Below are 15,267 nucleotides of genomic sequence, written 5' to 3' on the forward strand. Positions count from 1 at the left end.
CGCCAGGATATGCAGGCGGGGCCCCCCGCCCGGGCCGGGGGGGGGGGGCGGGCGCCGGGGGGCGCCGGGGGGCGGGGGGGGGGCGGGGGGGGGGGGGGGGGGGGGGGGGGGGGGGGGCGCCCCGCGGGGGGGGGGGGGGGGGGGGGGGGGGGCCCCCCCCCCCCCCCCCGACGCTCACGTACGGGACGTCATCGGCGGTGGGTCACCCGCTGATGACCGGGGACTTGCCCGTCGCCGCGTTCACGATGGTGTACAGCCCCTGGAAGCTGGCGGTGGTGCCGACGATGCCGCAGCCGCCGCCGACCTTGTTGGCGATGGCGAGGGTGAGCCCGCCGCCGGCGGTGTTCAGCGTGCCGTTGCTCCCGTTCAGGGTCGGGTTGTTGTACTTGGCAGCGACCTTGCCGGTCACGTCGAAGGTGCACGGGCCGAGGACGCTGTTCCCGGACACCTTCGCCTTGATCGCTCTGATCTCACCGGTCACCTGGCCCGTGGAGTTGGTGCCGGCGCCCGCCGTGTAGTCCAGGCCCCAGATCTCCCACGGCGGCGTGGTGGTCACCGTCCACGTCGAGCTGAACGGCCCGGTGCACGGCGAGTTGAACGAGATCCCCGAGATGGACGCGAGCTTGGCCGGGCTCCCGGCGACCGGGGAGGTCGGCGCCGAGCCCGAGGCCGCGGAGGTCGCACACTGGATCTTGTTGCCGTTGTTGTCGGTCAGGACGGTCACCCCGGCGCTGCCGTTGAAGGCGCCGGTCGGGCTGATCGTCCAGCTGGTCGGCGCGGCGACGGCCGACGGGGCGGCCAGGACGACGGATGCCGCGGCGGCACCGATCGCGGTCAGGACACCGGTTCGCTTGAACATGGGGGTACTCCCTTTTCTCGTCCCGTTGGGGATTCGACTGAACGTGACTGGAGAGGCGCTTTGCTCAGTTGCTCGCCGTGCCGGACGGTGCGGCGCTCGGCGGGTCCACGTCACCGGCTCGTGTCGAGGTGCGCGGACACGGACTGGGGGGCGGGTCGCGCATCACCTCCTCGTACTCGGGTCGGGGCGGGCGGGTCCGGCGGATCGGGAGCGGGGCCTACCGCTTCGCGGAGTGCCAGAATTCGGACAGCTTCCTGCCCTCGTTCGGCGCGAGGCCGGCGGGGTCGTAGGGGCTGCCGAAGTACGTCGTGGTGGCGTCGAGCGTCACGCTGTTCTTTCCGGCGGCGGACGGGAGACCGGTCTTGAGGTTCACCGCCCAGTCCAGGAGGCCGGCACCGCAGCCGCTGGCCCCGGGAACGGCGAACGTGGCGTCACCCTGGTCGGCGCCGGCGAAGGTGTAGCGCCCCATCTCGCCCTCGTCGTCGTTCGGCGTGCCGTCGGCCGAGAACCGCTGGAGCGAGAGGCTCGGCGCCGTCACGTTCTGCGGCTTCAGGAGCACCGGGTTGGACGTGGTCCCGATGTAGCACTTGTCACCGAGGAACGGATTCTTGAGGTGGATGCGGACCGGAATGGTGAGAATGGGCTCACCGGTGGAGAATGCCGCGCTCATATTGAAGTCGCGCGGCGCTCCGGCCGGTTCGATGGTGGCCGTCACACGGTTGAGATTGTTGTCCGTCAGCTGGCGGCAGATTCCCGATACGAGAGGAATTCCGCTGGGGCACATGAGCCCGATCAGCCCACCGGGGATCTCCGCCGGGTCCGCGGTCAGCGCCCCTTCGGGCGGGGCCACCAGCGAGGCGGCGCCGTCGGGTCGCTGGATGACACCGAGCTGCAGATCGGTGTTGCCGGTGGAGACCTTCGTCTTGCCCAGCGTGATGGTTCCGGTGGCCGAACTCGACGCTATGCAGGTCGCGATGGTGTTGACACCGTCCGCGGCCAGCATGGCGGGCGCGTCGACCGGGCAGCGGTCGAAGGGCGCCCAGTCGCCGTTGAGCTGGGTGGCGGCGGTGGCCGAGCCGGTGGAGAGCACAGCGCTGAATGCCGTGAACGCCGCGAGAAGACCTACGCGGGTTCGATTGGAAACGGATCTCATGTCGTCCCCTCTGTCGGCCGCCGTGGCGCGGCCTCGTGCACGAAGTTGACCGGTTCTGCAACGCGAGCCCGCACCGCGACGATTTCTCGACGGTGATGGAGCCTCGGGTGGGCCCGGGGGCGGAGGATCGGAGCATCAAATTTCGGGCAGATTTCGTGACCGAATTGATCGAGGCGTGATGTTACTCGCGGGAAACAGGGCGACACAATCCGTCCGTCTAAGATTCTTTGCACCACACTCTTTTTGATCCGGAAATGAGCATCGGGGCGCCGCTTCCTTGTCAAGGAATGCGCACCCCGGGGCAGGGAATCGCGCACCGACGACCGGAACCCCGCGTGCTGTGCGCACGCTGCGCCGCGGGGGCAGGGGCCGCGGAGGTTCCGCTTCCACTCCCGCGCGAATGGTGCGCGAATCAGCCATGCGGCCGAAAGTATCCGACCACGAGAGAACGCCCGTTCACATTCGTCATGGTGAACCGCCTGCGAGCCCCTCCGCCCCGCGGTTCGACCGACGTAGCGCGCACCCCATCGGGAACACTTCGGGGCGGCGGAAGGGCTTTGTTGTCATCGCCGGAGCAGGCGGCCGAAATTCATTGTCCGAAAGCGCGCAGCACCGCCCGACCTGCACGGAAGTCGCACAGTGCGGCCAGGATGTGTGCCCCCTGCACTTCGATCTTGTCCAAGTGGTGTGCAGTGCCTGTTCGTTGGTCTATCTTCGTCGCGAACTTGGTACGCACCTGTCGGTTCGTGGGAGCGCTTTCCCCCACCGCCTCACCCCACCACCGGGCGCCGAGAGCAAGGGGACTTGTCATGTCACATCTCATACAGCCGTTGGATACCGAGGACCCGCTGGGGCCGCTCCCGCAGGAATTCGCGGCGATCATGCGACCGGAACTGCCCAGCCTCATCAAGGAAATCGGCGTCGAGGTGACCCGGGCCTATCCGGAATACGCCCGACTGCTCGACGGTCCGACCGGGCAGGCCATCCGGGTGGGCGTGGAGCAGAGCCTCGCCTCCTTCGTCGACCTGGTGGCCGAGCCCTCCTCCTCCACCACGCTCCGGGACGACATGTGCCGGCGCTTCGGACGGTTCGAGGCGTACGAGGGCCGGAGCATGGACACCCTCCAGGGGGCCTACCGGCTGGGCGCACGAGTGGCCCTGCGGCGGGCGAAGAAGGTCGGACAGAGCTATCACCTGTCCCCGACCCTGATGCTGAGCTTCGCCGACGCGCTCTTCGCCTACGTCGACGAACTGGAATCGCTTTCCCGCGAGGGATTCCAGGAGGTGCACTCCCAGTCGGGCGAGCACAGCGAGGCGCTGCGCCGCCGCCTGCTCCACCTCATCCTCGCCGGACGCCCGGCGCCCGGCAGCGCCATCGCCGATCTGTGCGAACAGGTCGGGTGGGCGCTTCCGGAGGAGGTCACCCTGGTCGCCGTCCGCGCCCCGGCGGAGCTGGACCGGCTCAGCGCGGACCGCGACCTCCTCGTCGACCTCAGCGCCCCGCAGCCGCATCTGCTGATCCCCGGGACACTGGACGACGCACGAAGATCGATGCTGGAACAGGCCCTGCCGGCCGGCCGCGCGGCGATCGGGCTGACCGTTCCCGCGGCGCTGGCCTGCGAGTCGATCCGCTGGGCCCGCCGGGTCCTGGAGCTGGTCGACTCCGGCGTGATCGACGACGCACCGCTGATCCGCTGCGAGGACCACCTCACCACCCTGTGGCTGCTGTCCGACCCCGCCCTGCTGGACCAGCTCGCACAGCGGGAGCTGGCCGCCGTCGCGGGTATCAGCGCCACCCGCCGCGACCGGCTGGTCGAGACGCTGCGGATCTGGCTCGACACCCGGGGCACCGCGGCCCAGATGGGCGCACTGCTGGATGTCCACCCGCAGACCGTGCGCTACCGCATGCGGAGCCTGGAGACCATCTTCGGTGACCAACTCGTCGATCCCGAGAGCCGTTTCGCCACCGAGGCGGTGCTGCGCGCGCTGCGGCTGCGCTCCCGCGCCTCGGGCACATCCCCCTGATCCGGATCACGTTCGGCGCGGCGGGTCAACTTACCGGCGCGTAAGGCGAAATAGACGGTCAGTCCCAAACGGTTGCGACACGGAGACGTATCCGACGAGAAACCCGGAACCGCGTCCCGTACACAGGAAGGAACCTGCCGCCCATCAAGCGGCAGGCCCGTGCACCGCCTCCTGGCCAACCATCCGAGAGGGAACGTCCCATGACCGCCTCGCACCTCCTCGTCCCCGTGCCGATCCCGGACCGGGTCGCCGCGCTGATCGGTTCGTGCATTCCGCCGCACATCCTCCAGGCGGAGTTCGACGCCGACTGCGCGGCCCGCGAGGTACGCAGGTTCCGCGGCCCCCGGCTCGGCGTCGAGGACCAGGCCGACCGCGAACAGGCCCTGTCCGACCTGGCCCGCGCCAACAAGGTGCTGGCCTCACACCACCCCGGACTCGCCGTGCTGCCCGGTTCGCCCTTCTGACCGCCCCGCACCCCCCGCCTCCCGCCCGCTCCTCTCACCGCGACCTGCCCCGGACCGGCCTTGCGGGGCTTCGCCGCTCCCCTTACCTTACTCAAAAGTAAGTTTACTTTGGAGTAAGGAACTGGCGTGGACGGAACCAGCAGCGGCAACCTCACCGACGACCTGTCCGGGCTCGACTTCGCGGCGGTCGCGCCCGAGGAGTTCGCCCGGATCGTCAAGAACCTGTCCGCGAAGCAGCTCGCCGAGGTCATGCGGGGCGAGCTGCGCACCCGGATACTCGGCGAGGTCTTCGGCCGGATGAGGCAGCAGTTCCGGCCCGAGGCGGCCGGCGGCCTCACCGCGCTGATCCGCTGGAAGATCACCGGGGAGAGCGACGCCGTCTACGAGACCGCGATAGCCGACGGAGCCTGCCGGGTCACCCCCGGCCGGTCGGACGCCGAACCGCGCACCACGCTGGTGATGGGCGACGCGGAGTTCCTCAAGCTCGTCTCCGGCAACGGCAATCCCGTCACCATGTTCATGACCCGCAAGCTCAAGGTCGCCGGTGACGTCGGCCTCGCCTCCGGCCTGACCCGCTACTTCGACATCCCGAAGGCGTGAGCGCATGAGCTTCTTCTCCCTCGCCCTGACCGAGGAGCAGCGCGACCTGCGCGACTGGGTCCACGGCTTCGCCGCCCAGGTGGTACGCCCGGCCGCCGCCGAGTGGGACGCCCGGGAGGAAACCCCCTGGCCGGTGATCCAGGAGGCCGCACGGATCGGGCTGTACGGATTCGAGTCGCTCGCCGACCTGTACGGGGACCCCACGGGGCTTTCCCTCCAGATCGCCAACGAGGAGTTGTTCTGGGGCGACGCGGGCATCGGCATGGCCCTGTTCGGCACCTCGCTCGCGGTCGCCGGAATCTTCGCCTCCGGCACCCCGGACCAGCTCGCCGAGTGGGTCCCCCAGTGCTACGGCGACGAGGACGATCCGAAGGTCGCCGCCTTCTGCGTCTCCGAACCGGGAGCCGGATCCGACGTCTCCGCGATGACGACGAAGGCCAGCTACATCGAGGCGAGCGACTCCTGGGTGATCTCCGGTCAGAAGGCGTGGATCACCAACGGCGGCATCGCCGAGGTCCACGTCGTCGTCGCCTCGGTCGATCCGGCACTGGGGTCCCGCGGACAGGCCGCGTTCATCGTGCCGCCCGGCACGAAGGGCCTGACGGCCGGCCGTACGGTCAAGAAGCTGGGGCTGCGCGCCTCGCACACCGCGGATCTCTTCCTCGACGAGGTGACCGTACCGGGGCACTGCCTGCTGGGCGGGAAGGAGAAGCTGGACGCCCGCCTCGCCAGGGCGCGCGGGGGCGGCACCGCCAAGGGCCAGGCGGCGATGGCGACTTTCGAGGTCAGCCGCCCGACCGTGGCGGCGCAAGCGCTCGGGATCGCCCGTGCGGCCTACGAGTACGCCCTGGAATACGCCGGTGAGCGCGAGGCGTTCGGCAGGCCGATCATCGAGAACCAGTCGATCGCCTTCGCCCTGGCCGATATACGCACCGAGATCGAAGCCGTACGCCTGCTGATCTGGCAGGCCGCCTGGATGGCCCGCAACGACCGGACCTTCGACGCGGGCCAGGGCTCCATGTCGAAGCTGCGGGCCGGCGAACTCGCGGTCGCGGCAACGGAGAAGGCGGTCCAGATCCTCGGCGGCGCGGGCTACAGCAGGGAGCATCCGGTGGAGCGGATGTACCGCGACGCCAAGATCTACACCATCTTCGAGGGCACCAGCGAGATCCAGCGCCTCGTCATCGCGCGGGCGATCTCTGGTCGGCACATCCGCTGAGGAGAGGGTGGGGGCGACGGTCGCCGCGGCGGCGGCGGCGAAGGGTTGGGGCCGGCGTCGCGAGGGCCGGTGGGGCGAACGGACCGCCCCACCGGCCGACCCTCCGGCCGCCGAAGCGCCCGTCCATCCCGCTGAATCCGCCCCCGATCCGGGCCCGATCCGCTCCGGATCCGTGTGATTCTCGTCGCCCCGAACGCGGACGCCGACGTGGAACGGAGCCGTGAAAATCTTCGTCGGGCCGGGCCGGACGGAGATCGTCACCGAGCGCGTCGAGGTGTGTACGCGACTGCGCCGAGGCCCCACCACACACCGCCGACGTGCGACAACAGGCTTCGGATCGCCCCGTCGTGACGATCCGCGGCGATCGGTGACGACGGTGTGGAGGGCGTCGCGGCACGGGACGACAGCGTCTCGGCGCCGCTCCGGAGACGACGGCGAACGGTGCCCGTGGTGGGCCCCACACGTTTGACCGGTGCCTCTCCGGCCTCCCTGCCACTAGCCTCTTCACATGACCTCCACTTCGACCGAGCCGACGCCTGCCCGCCCGATGGTTGAACTGAACGCGGAGATCCGCGCTCTGGTCGCCGACGGTGGTGTGGTGTCGCCCGAGGGCCGCCGGGAGTACGAGCGGCTGCTCGTGGAGTGGGTGGCGGCCGTACGGGGCGGGTCCACGGAAGCCGGCTGACCGCGCAGCGGCGGGGCCCGCCGCGAGCGGTGAGCCCCCGGACTCGAGGGATGCGGACTTGGGGGATACAGGCGCGAGGGATCCGGGCGCGAGAGGAACCACCCCCTCCGCGAGGCCGTCCGGGCGTCGGCGATAGTGATCGTCCGTCCGCGTCCTCATCCCGGGAGAGCCTCATGACCGCCGCGTCACCCGTCGGCGCACGCCGCACGTCGCTCCTACTCGTCACCGATCTCGCGTACGAGGCCCGTGGCCGCCGCTACTGCGACGAGGACATCCACCTCGGCTCCCGGCTGCGCGAGTCGTTCGATGTCGCGCTCTGCCACCCCCGGGACGCGGCCGCGCTGCTGGAGGGCTTCGACACCGTGCTCATCCGCAACAGCGGGCCGGTGCTGCACTACCGGGAGGCGTACGACGCTTTCTGCTCCCGGGCCAGGGAGCTGCGGACGCCGGTCTACAACCCGCTGGGCGGGCGCGGTGACATGGCGGGCAAGGAGTATCTGGTCGAGATGAGCCGGGCCGGCCTCCCCGTCATCCCCACGGTGGACCGGGCGGCGGATCTGCCGGAGCTGCCCGACGTCCCCGCCTACGTCGTCAAGCCGAAGCTGGGAGCCGACTCGGTCGGGCTGCGGTTCGTCACAGCGGCGCAGGCGGCCACCGAGCTGGAGCGGGCGGCCGAGGGCTCGCTCCTGGTCCAGCCGCGGATCGACTTCCGCCACGAGGTGTCCTTCTACTTCGTCGACGACGACTTCCGGTACGCGCTGTACGCGCCGGACCCGGAGCGGCGCTGGGCGCTGGAGCCGTACGCGGCGAGCGCGGAGGACCTGGAATTCGCCCGGCGCTTCATCGCCTGGAACTCCCTCGACCACGGGATCCAGCGGGTCGACGCCTGCCGGGCGAAGGACGGCGCGCTGCTGCTCGTCGAGCTGGAGGACCTCAACCCGTATCTGTCGCTCGACCGGGTCGGCGAGGACGTCCGGGAGGCGTTCGTGGCGCGGCTGAAGACGTCGATCGCCTCGCTGCCCCGCTGACCACCCCCGTCCGGCCCGCCCCCGCATGCGGGGGTCCTGAGCCGGTGTGAGGGTGCAGGGGTGACCACTGCCAGCGAGCAAGCCCCCGCCGCGCAGAGTGCAGCCGCGCCGCCGCCCGTCCTCGACCGGCGGCGGCGGAACATCGTCTTCGCCACGATCGTGCTGGGCATGCTGCTCGCGGCACTGGACCAGACGATCGTGGGTACGGCCCTGCCGACGATCGTCTCGGACCTGGGCGGGGCCGCGCACATGTCGTGGGTGGTCACCGCCTATCTGCTGGCGGAGACGGTGGCGACCGTCCTGGTCGGCAAGTTCGGCGACCTGTTCGGGCGGAAGCTGGTCTTCCAGGTCTCGGCGATCATCTTCATCACGGGTTCGTTCCTGTGCGGCCTCGCGTCGGACATGCTGCTGCTGATCATCTGGCGCGGTATGCAGGGCATCGGCGCGGGCGGACTCATGGTCACGTCGATGGCGCTGATCGCGGATGTGATCCCGCTGCGCGAACGGGGCAAGTACCAGGGCGCGATCGGGGCGGTCTTCGGCATCTCGACCGTGATCGGGCCGCTGCTCGGCGGACTCTTCACCGACCATCTGACCTGGCGCTGGGCGTTCTACGTCAATGTGCCGATCGCCATCGTGGTGGTGATCGCCGCCGCCCGGAACATCCCGTCGGTGAAGGCCGCCGGCCGGCCGGTCATCGACTACTCCGGGATCGCGCTGGTCACCGTCGGGGCGAGCGCGCTGATCCTGGCGACCAGCTGGGGCGGGAACGAGTACGGCTGGGGCTCGCCCATGATCATCGGGCTGTTCGTCGGCGGGCTGATCGCCCTGGCGCTGTTCTGCGTGGTGGAGAAGCGGGCGAAGGAACCGATGCTGCCGATGCGGCTGTTCCGGAACCCGGTGTTCACGGTCTGCTCGATCCTCAGCTTCATCGTGGGCTTCGCGATGCTCGGCTCGATGATCTTCCTGCCGACCTATCTCCAGTACGTGGACGGGGACTCGGCGACCCTGTCGGGGGTGCGGACGCTGCCGCTGGTCGTCGGTCTGCTGGTCGCCTCGATCTTCAGCGGCAACGTGGTGAGCAAGACGGGCCGCTACCGGGTGTTCCCGATCGTGGGGACCCTGGTCATGGCGGCCGGGCTGTTCCTCCTGTCCCGGATGGGGCCGGGGACAGGCGTCTGGCTGGAGTCGCTCTACATGGTGGTGCTGGGGCTCGGCATCGGCCTGGCCATGCAGGTGCTGACGATCGCCGTGCAGAACACCGTCGACTACGAGGACCTGGGCACGGCCACGTCGGGGGTGACGTTCTTCCGCACCCTGGGCAGCGCCTTCGGCACCGCGGTGTTCGGCACCATCTACGCCAACGCGCTGAAGCCCAACCTCACCGACGGCGTCGCGCGGGCGGTGGCGGCGGGCGGCGACCCGGCGGCCCTGGCCCGTGCCTCGCAGAACCCGCAGGCCCTGCACGCGCTGCCCGCCGCCCAGTCGGAACCGCTGGCACTGGCGTACGCGGACACCCTGCACACCGTGTTCCTGTGGACGGTGCCCGTCGCGCTGATCGGCTTCGTCGTCGCGCTGTTCCTGAAGGAGGTGAAGCTGCGGGACTCGGCCCGGCTCGGGTCGACGGACATGGGCGAGGGCTTCGCCCAGCCGGGCACCGGGGACTCGGCGAAGGTCCTGGAGTTCTCCGTGGCCGCGATCCTGCACGGCGCGGGCCCGGACGCCGCCCGGCGGATCACCGCCGAGTCCGACACCCGGCTCGACATGGCGGGGGCCTGGGCGGTGATGCAGGTGGACCTGTTCACCAGGATGGTCGGCCACGCGGGCCTCGGGCTGATCGCGGCCCGGCACCGCATCCCGCCGGAGGTGCTGGTGCCGGTCTTCGACCGGATGATCGAGGAGGGCTATCTGACGGGCGACGGCCGGATCTTCTCGCACACGGCGGCGGGGCGGCGCGAGGCCGCGGTGATCTCCGACGCCTGGGGCCGCTGGCTCAACGACCGCCTGGCCGAGGACGGCGCCCGCCCCGACGACCGTCGGCTCCGGGCCACCGTGGACGTGATCGCCAAGCGGCTGCTGGCGGAGGACCTGGCCCAGGAGCTGTCCCCGGCGGCCGGTCCCGGCGGTTCGAGGCGGGTGGGGGCCCCGGTCTGAGGCCCGGGCCCGCTCCCGGTCGCTGCCCGGCCACCGGCCCGCGGGCGGGCTCAGTCGACGAAGACCGCCGTCGTGTAGACCCAGGCGCCCTCCTGCCGGACGAAGCGGCTCTTCTCGTGGAGGGAGTCGGGGCGGCCGTCGTCGGCGTAGTGGGCGCGGAAGGTGACCGTTCCGGTGGAGTGGAAGGCGCTGCCCTCGGTGGTGTCCAGGATGTCCAGCCCCGTCCAGCGCATCGCGGGGTCGAAGTCGACGCCGGGCGGCCGGGTCCCGGGGTGCCAGGTGCGCAGCAGGTACGCCGCGTCCCGGACGACGAAGGCCGCGTACCGGGAGCGCATCAGCGCCTCGCAGGTCGGCGCGGCGGCGCTCCCGGAGTGGAAGCGGCCGCAGCACTCCCCGTAGGCGGCGGGCAGGCCGCAGGGGCACGGGGAGGCGGGGGTGATCCGCGCGGCGGCGGGCCCCCGCGGCCGGGAGGTGCGTCGTGACATGGGTCCATTGTGACGCGTGGCGGCGGGCTCAGGGTTTGCGGGCCACGGCGGCGTAGCCGGGGATCGGCTCGTCGCCCGGGACGCCGATGACCTCACCGAGCTCCGGGTGCCACTCGGCGGAGAGCGAGACTCCGGGCTCGACCAGTTCGAGACCGTCGAAGAACGCCGTGAGTTCGGCGCGGCTGCGGGGACGCAGCGTCATCCCGCGCGCCTTGTACATGGCCCGTGCCTGCGCGGCGCCCTCCGGGTTGAAGTCGCCGGTGGTGTGCGAGAGCACCAGATAGCTGCCGGAGGGGAGCTGCTCGACCAGCTTGTCGACCAGGTCGCCGGCACCGTCCTCGTCGTCGATGAAGTGCAGCAGGGCCAGCAGCGACAGGGCGATCGGCTCGTCGAAGTCCAGGACCTCGGCGGCCTGAGCCAGAATGGTCTCCGGCTTGCGGGCGTCCGCCTGGATGTACTCGGTGGCGCCCTGGGGCGTGGAGCGCAGCAGCGCCGCCGCGTGGGCGAGCACGATCGGGTCGTTGTCGCAGTAGACGACGCGCGCGTCGGGGGCGGCCTGCTGGGCGATCTGGTGGAGGTTCGGCGCGGTGGGTATGCCGGTGCCGATGTCCAGGAACTGGCGCACGCCGTTCTCGGCGAGCCAGCGGGTGGCCCGGTGCATGAACGCCCGGTTGACCCGCGCCATGTCGCGGCCCCGCGCGTCCACGGCGAGCAGTTGTCGCGCCATCTGTTCGTCGACCGGGTAGTTGTCCTTGCCGCCGAGGAACCAGTCGTACATCCGGGCCGGATGCGGCTTGCTGGTGTCGATCTCGATGGAGTGGGGATCTTGCCCGGTCATGGCACGCTCCGTGGTCAGGGGTCCGTACGTCGGCGATGGGGGAACGAACGAAGGTGTCGCGGGGTGCGGTCTCAGGTGAGGAGGAAGTCCGCCTGGCCGGCCTTGGCGCCCTGGATGAAGGCGGCGATCTCTCCGTTGGAGTAGATGAGAGCGGGGCCTTCCGGGTCGGCGGACTGGCGTACGGCGACCCGGCCGTCGGCGAGCTTCATGGCCTCGACGCAGTTGCCGCCGTTCCCGCCGCTCCACGGCTTGTACCAGCCTTCGGAGCCGAGGTCACCGGCAGGCATGCCGTTGTATATGTGGTTCATCACAGCTCCTTGCGGAAGTCCCGGAGGATTTCCTTCGTGCGTTGTGCAGTCGCGGCCTGAGCCGCCATGCGGTCCATGACTTCGAGGTAGGAGGCCACCTCGGGGCGGGCGTCGAAGTAGACGGCGCCGGTCAGGTACTCGCTGTAGACCATGTCGGGGAGTTCGGGGACGGCGAACCGGAAGAGGACGAACGGTCCGTAGGTTCCCGGGTGGTGGCCGGTGGCGAACTCCGCGATCTGAAGCGTGACGTGGGGGAGCTCCGTGGATGCGAGCAGCTTGTCGATCTGCCCGCGCATCACCCCGGCGCCGCCGACGGGCCGCCGCAGGACGGTCTCGTCCATGATCGCCCACAGTCTGGGGGCGTCGTCCTTGGCCAGCAGGGACTGGCGCTCCATCCGCAGCGCCACGTGGCGCTCTATGTCCTCGGGCCGGGTCTGGCCGACCGCCCCGGTCCGCATCACGGAACGTGCGTAGTCCTCGGTCTGGAGGAGTCCGGGCACGAAGTGCGGCTCGTACATGCGCAGCAGGCTCGCCGCGCCCTCCAGGCTGACGTACATGCTGAACCAGTCGGGCAGGACGTCGTGGAAACGCTGCCACCAGCCCGGTTTGTTCGCCTCCTCGGCCAGGTCGACGAAGGCGTCGGCCTCCTGGTCGGCGATGCCGTACGCCTTCAGCAGCAGCTGGACGTAGGGGATCTTCAGCCCGACCTCGGCCGTTTCCATTCTGCGTATCGTCGCCGGTGCGACCCTCAGCACCTTCGCCGCCTGGTCACGGGTCAGGCCGACACGCTCGCGCAGATCCTGCAGGCGCTTGCCGAGAACGACCTGGCCCACGGTCGGGGCGGACCGCGGTTCGCTCACTTCAGACCTCCCCATGCGCTGTTTTGCCAGCAGTGTGCCATGCGTGCGCCCCCAACGACACAGTCACTCTGGAAATTTCAGAGTGCCCCTTGCCAAGTGTCATCGTCAGGGGGAGAGTTGACTCCCGAACCAGTTCGCTCAGTCGCGCCTGCCCCCGTTCACCCGGGAAACGAAGCGTGACGCAGCCCCCACTGTGAGGAATCGGTCGTGGCACCTGGCAGTGCGCTCATCCCCCGGCTCATGGACCTCAGCCCCGGGACGGAGACGCTTCGTTACTGCTTCGCGCTGCCGGCGCACCCCGAGTCGGTGGCCGGTGCGCGCGAGCTGACGCGAGCACGGCTCGACAGCTGGGAGCTGGGCCGCGACGCCTGTGACGCGGCCGTCCTCATCGTCTCCGAGCTGGTGACCAACGCCGTCGTGCACACCGCGAGCACCCGGGTGGTGTGCGAGCTGAGCCGCATCGGCAGACGACTGCGGATAGCCGTGCAGGACCAGGGGCACCAGCCCGGCGGCCCGCGGCTGCGCCGCTCGTCCGACGACGAGCACGGCCGCGGTCTGCTCCTGGTCGACGCGATGAGCAGCGCCTGGGGTTCGCACGACGCCGGGGACGCCTCCGGGCGCATCGTCTGGGCGGAGCTGCCGCACGGCGCGGAGCAGCTGCCCGGCACGGAGCAGCCATGCTGAGGAACGCGCTGACCAGGCTGCGCGCGGCACATCGGGCCCTGAAGCCCGAGCAGACCCGTGGCGGCGGGGTGCGGCTGGTCCTGCCGGCCTCGATGTCGGCCAGCCTGGGCTGCGACGCGGTCGGGGTGCCCGCCCGGCACGGCTTCCGCCTCATGTCCCACCTGCCGCGCACCGGATGCGTCTTCGCCGACGCGGACCGCTGGTGGTGGATCGTCCCGGCCGGTTCCGACCTGGATCTCGACTGGCCCGAGCAGGTGACGTACGCGCGTGACGCGGACGTGCCCGGCGGGCGGCCCCGGCTGATCCACTCTCCGGACGGCCTCACTCCGTACACCCCGCCCATCCCGCTGTTCCTGATGGTCTGCCAGGTGACCGGGGTGGCGCCGAGCTGGGCCGCGGCGGGCAGGCCGAGCGTCGTGTCCGCTCCGTAGTCTCTCTGGCGGCCGGGCGGCGGGGCCCGCGTCGGAACGAGCCGGGCCCGGTCAGGTCGGGCCCGTATCGTTCCGACGCGGGCCCCACGGGGTCAGGGTCCTTCGAGGTACGCGAGACCGGGGTGGACCTCGGCGTACCGGTCGAGCAGCCGCCGGGCAACCGCCACGGAGTCGACCAGCGGGTGCAGCGCGAACGCCTGGACGGCGGCCGCCCGGGACCCGCTCTCCGCCGCGTCCAGCACCGCCCGTTCCACGGCCTTCACGGCGGTGACGAGGCCGACGGCGTGGTTCGGGAGAGGTGAGACGGCCACCGGGTGGGCCCCGTTGGCGTCGACGAGGCAGGGCACCTCGACGACGGCGTCCGCGTCGAGGGCCGAAAGGGTGCTGCGATTGCGGACGTTGAGGATCAGGGAGGTGCGTTCGTTGCGGGCGACGGCCCTCATCAGGGCGAGCGCGACCCGTTCGTAGCCGCCGGACTCCAGATCGCTCTCCTCCCGCTCCCCCGCCCCGGCGACCTCGCGGTTCTCCGCCATGTACGTCGCCTCGCGTTCGGCGCGGGTGCGGTCCCAGGTGGCCAGGGCCGGGGTGCCGGGCTCCCGCATACGGGCGTAGAAGCCCTCCTGCTGGTCCTGGAGAAAGGTGCCCCGGGTCTGTTCGGCCTCCTGGTAGGCGCGTACGGCTTCCCGGTTGAAGTAGTAGTAGTGCAGGTATTCGTTGGGGATCGCGCCCAGCGACCGGAGCAGCTCAGCGCCGAAGAGGCGGCCCTCCTCGAAGGATTCGAGAAGCTTCGGGTCGGCGAGCAGCCGGGGCAGTTCGTCCCGCCCGTCCACGTACAGCCCCCGCACCCACCCGAGGTGGTTGAGCCCGGCGTAGTCGATCCAGGCCCGGTCCGGGTCGGCGCCCAGGACGCGGGCGATGCGCCGCCCCAGCCCGACCGGCGAGTCGCAGATCCCGATGACCCGGTCGCCCAGGTGCCGGGACATCGCCTCGGTGACGAGGCCCGCCGGGTTGGTGAAGTTGATGACCCAGGCATGCGGGGCGAGCCGGGCGACGCGGCGGGCGAGGTCGAGGGCGACGGGGACGGTGCGCAGCCCGTACGCGATGCCGCCGGCGCCGACGGTCTCCTGGCCGAGGACGCCTTCGTCGAGGGCCACCCGTTCGTCGGCCGCGCGTCCGGCCAGGCCGCCGACCCGGATGGCGGAGAAGACGAAGTCGGCGCCGCGCAGCGCCTCGTCGAGCTCCGTGGTGGCGACGACGGCGGGGGCGTCCGCGATGCCCCGCCCCTGTTCCGCCAGGACGCGGGCGACGGCGGTGAGCCGGTCGGCGTCGGTGTCGTACAGCGTGACCCGGGAGACGCGGCCCTCGGCGTGATCGCCGAGGAGGGCCCCGTAGACGAGAGGCACCCGGAATCCGCCACCGCCAAGAATTGTCAGCTTCACGCTGCTCGATGGTACGGGCAGGTCCGGGCTCGCACG

At 70.9% G+C, this 15,267-nt stretch carries 16 protein-coding genes; 9 read left to right on the forward strand and 7 right to left on the reverse strand.

The genetic code is table 11. The annotated features are described in order from the left end of the window. Positions 1-202: 202 nt before the first annotated feature. Complete coding sequence (locus ACIRJT_RS25630) at positions 203-859, reverse strand: hypothetical protein (protein WP_403913191.1); 657 nt, start codon at positions 857-859, stop codon at positions 203-205. A 217-nt stretch (positions 860-1,076) separates the two neighbouring features. Continuing rightward, positions 1,077-2,012: a hypothetical protein gene (locus tag ACIRJT_RS25635; RefSeq protein ID WP_403913194.1), complete on the reverse strand. Its 936-nt coding sequence runs from the start codon at positions 2,010-2,012 to the stop codon at positions 1,077-1,079. An 809-nt stretch (positions 2,013-2,821) separates the two neighbouring features. Between ACIRJT_RS25635 and ACIRJT_RS25640 the strand changes: the two genes are divergently transcribed. From ACIRJT_RS25640 to ACIRJT_RS25670, 7 genes are all read left to right on the forward strand, one after another. Further along, on the forward strand, positions 2,822-4,036 hold the full coding sequence (locus ACIRJT_RS25640) for a helix-turn-helix domain-containing protein (protein WP_403913196.1): 1,215 nt from the start codon (positions 2,822-2,824) through the stop codon (positions 4,034-4,036). A gap of 200 nt (positions 4,037-4,236) precedes the next feature. Continuing rightward, positions 4,237-4,500 (forward strand): hypothetical protein, encoded by a 264-nt coding sequence (locus ACIRJT_RS25645; RefSeq protein WP_403913199.1) that lies wholly within the window; start codon positions 4,237-4,239, stop codon positions 4,498-4,500. 126 nt (positions 4,501-4,626) lie between these two features. Beyond that, positions 4,627-5,100 (forward strand): SCP2 sterol-binding domain-containing protein, encoded by a 474-nt coding sequence (locus ACIRJT_RS25650; protein WP_403913201.1) that lies wholly within the window; start codon positions 4,627-4,629, stop codon positions 5,098-5,100. 4 nt (positions 5,101-5,104) lie between these two features. Then, positions 5,105-6,319 carry an acyl-CoA dehydrogenase family protein gene (locus ACIRJT_RS25655; protein WP_403913204.1) on the forward strand — a complete coding sequence of 405 codons (1,215 nt, stop codon included), beginning with the start codon at positions 5,105-5,107 and terminating at the stop codon, positions 6,317-6,319. A 508-nt stretch (positions 6,320-6,827) separates the two neighbouring features. Next, a complete protein-coding gene (locus ACIRJT_RS25660; RefSeq protein WP_164613048.1) occupies positions 6,828-7,004 on the forward strand; it encodes a hypothetical protein in 177 nt (58 codons plus the stop codon). 173 nt (positions 7,005-7,177) lie between these two features. Next, on the forward strand, positions 7,178-8,032 hold the full coding sequence (locus ACIRJT_RS25665; RefSeq protein WP_403913207.1) for a hypothetical protein: 855 nt from the start codon (positions 7,178-7,180) through the stop codon (positions 8,030-8,032). A gap of 60 nt (positions 8,033-8,092) precedes the next feature. Next, a complete protein-coding gene (locus ACIRJT_RS25670; RefSeq protein WP_403913209.1) occupies positions 8,093-10,186 on the forward strand; it encodes an MDR family MFS transporter in 2,094 nt (697 codons plus the stop codon). Between the two features lie 50 nt (positions 10,187-10,236). Here ACIRJT_RS25670 and ACIRJT_RS25675 read toward each other — a convergent pair whose 3' ends face one another. From ACIRJT_RS25675 to ACIRJT_RS25690, 4 genes are all read right to left on the reverse strand, one after another. Further along, a complete protein-coding gene (locus tag ACIRJT_RS25675) occupies positions 10,237-10,671 on the reverse strand; it encodes a YchJ family protein (RefSeq protein WP_403913212.1) in 435 nt (144 codons plus the stop codon). A 28-nt stretch (positions 10,672-10,699) separates the two neighbouring features. Continuing rightward, positions 10,700-11,509: an SAM-dependent methyltransferase gene (locus ACIRJT_RS25680; RefSeq protein ID WP_403913215.1), complete on the reverse strand. Its 810-nt coding sequence runs from the start codon at positions 11,507-11,509 to the stop codon at positions 10,700-10,702. A 71-nt stretch (positions 11,510-11,580) separates the two neighbouring features. Then, positions 11,581-11,817: a DUF397 domain-containing protein gene (locus tag ACIRJT_RS25685; protein WP_403913218.1), complete on the reverse strand. Its 237-nt coding sequence runs from the start codon at positions 11,815-11,817 to the stop codon at positions 11,581-11,583. Beyond that, a complete protein-coding gene (locus ACIRJT_RS25690) occupies positions 11,817-12,677 on the reverse strand; it encodes a helix-turn-helix domain-containing protein (protein ID WP_403913221.1) in 861 nt (286 codons plus the stop codon). The genes ACIRJT_RS25685 and ACIRJT_RS25690 overlap by 1 nt, the downstream gene beginning before the upstream one ends. 207 nt (positions 12,678-12,884) lie before the next feature. Between ACIRJT_RS25690 and ACIRJT_RS25695 the strand changes: the two genes are divergently transcribed. Continuing rightward, positions 12,885-13,361 carry an ATP-binding protein gene (locus ACIRJT_RS25695; RefSeq protein WP_403913224.1) on the forward strand — a complete coding sequence of 159 codons (477 nt, stop codon included), beginning with the start codon at positions 12,885-12,887 and terminating at the stop codon, positions 13,359-13,361. Beyond that, the gene (locus ACIRJT_RS25700; protein WP_403913227.1) at positions 13,355-13,792 is read left to right on the forward strand and encodes a hypothetical protein; all 438 of its coding nucleotides are present in this window, start codon (positions 13,355-13,357) and stop codon (positions 13,790-13,792) included. Before ACIRJT_RS25695 ends, ACIRJT_RS25700 begins: the two co-directional genes overlap by 7 nt. 92 nt (positions 13,793-13,884) lie before the next feature. Here the strand turns inward: ACIRJT_RS25700 and ACIRJT_RS25705 are convergent, their stop codons facing one another. Further along, positions 13,885-15,231: a 6-phospho-beta-glucosidase gene (locus tag ACIRJT_RS25705; protein ID WP_403913230.1), complete on the reverse strand. Its 1,347-nt coding sequence runs from the start codon at positions 15,229-15,231 to the stop codon at positions 13,885-13,887. Positions 15,232-15,267: the final 36 nt, after the last annotated feature.

Source organism: Streptomyces sp. NPDC102283, assembly GCF_044766265.1.
Taxonomy (GTDB): domain Bacteria; phylum Actinomycetota; class Actinomycetes; order Streptomycetales; family Streptomycetaceae; genus Streptomyces.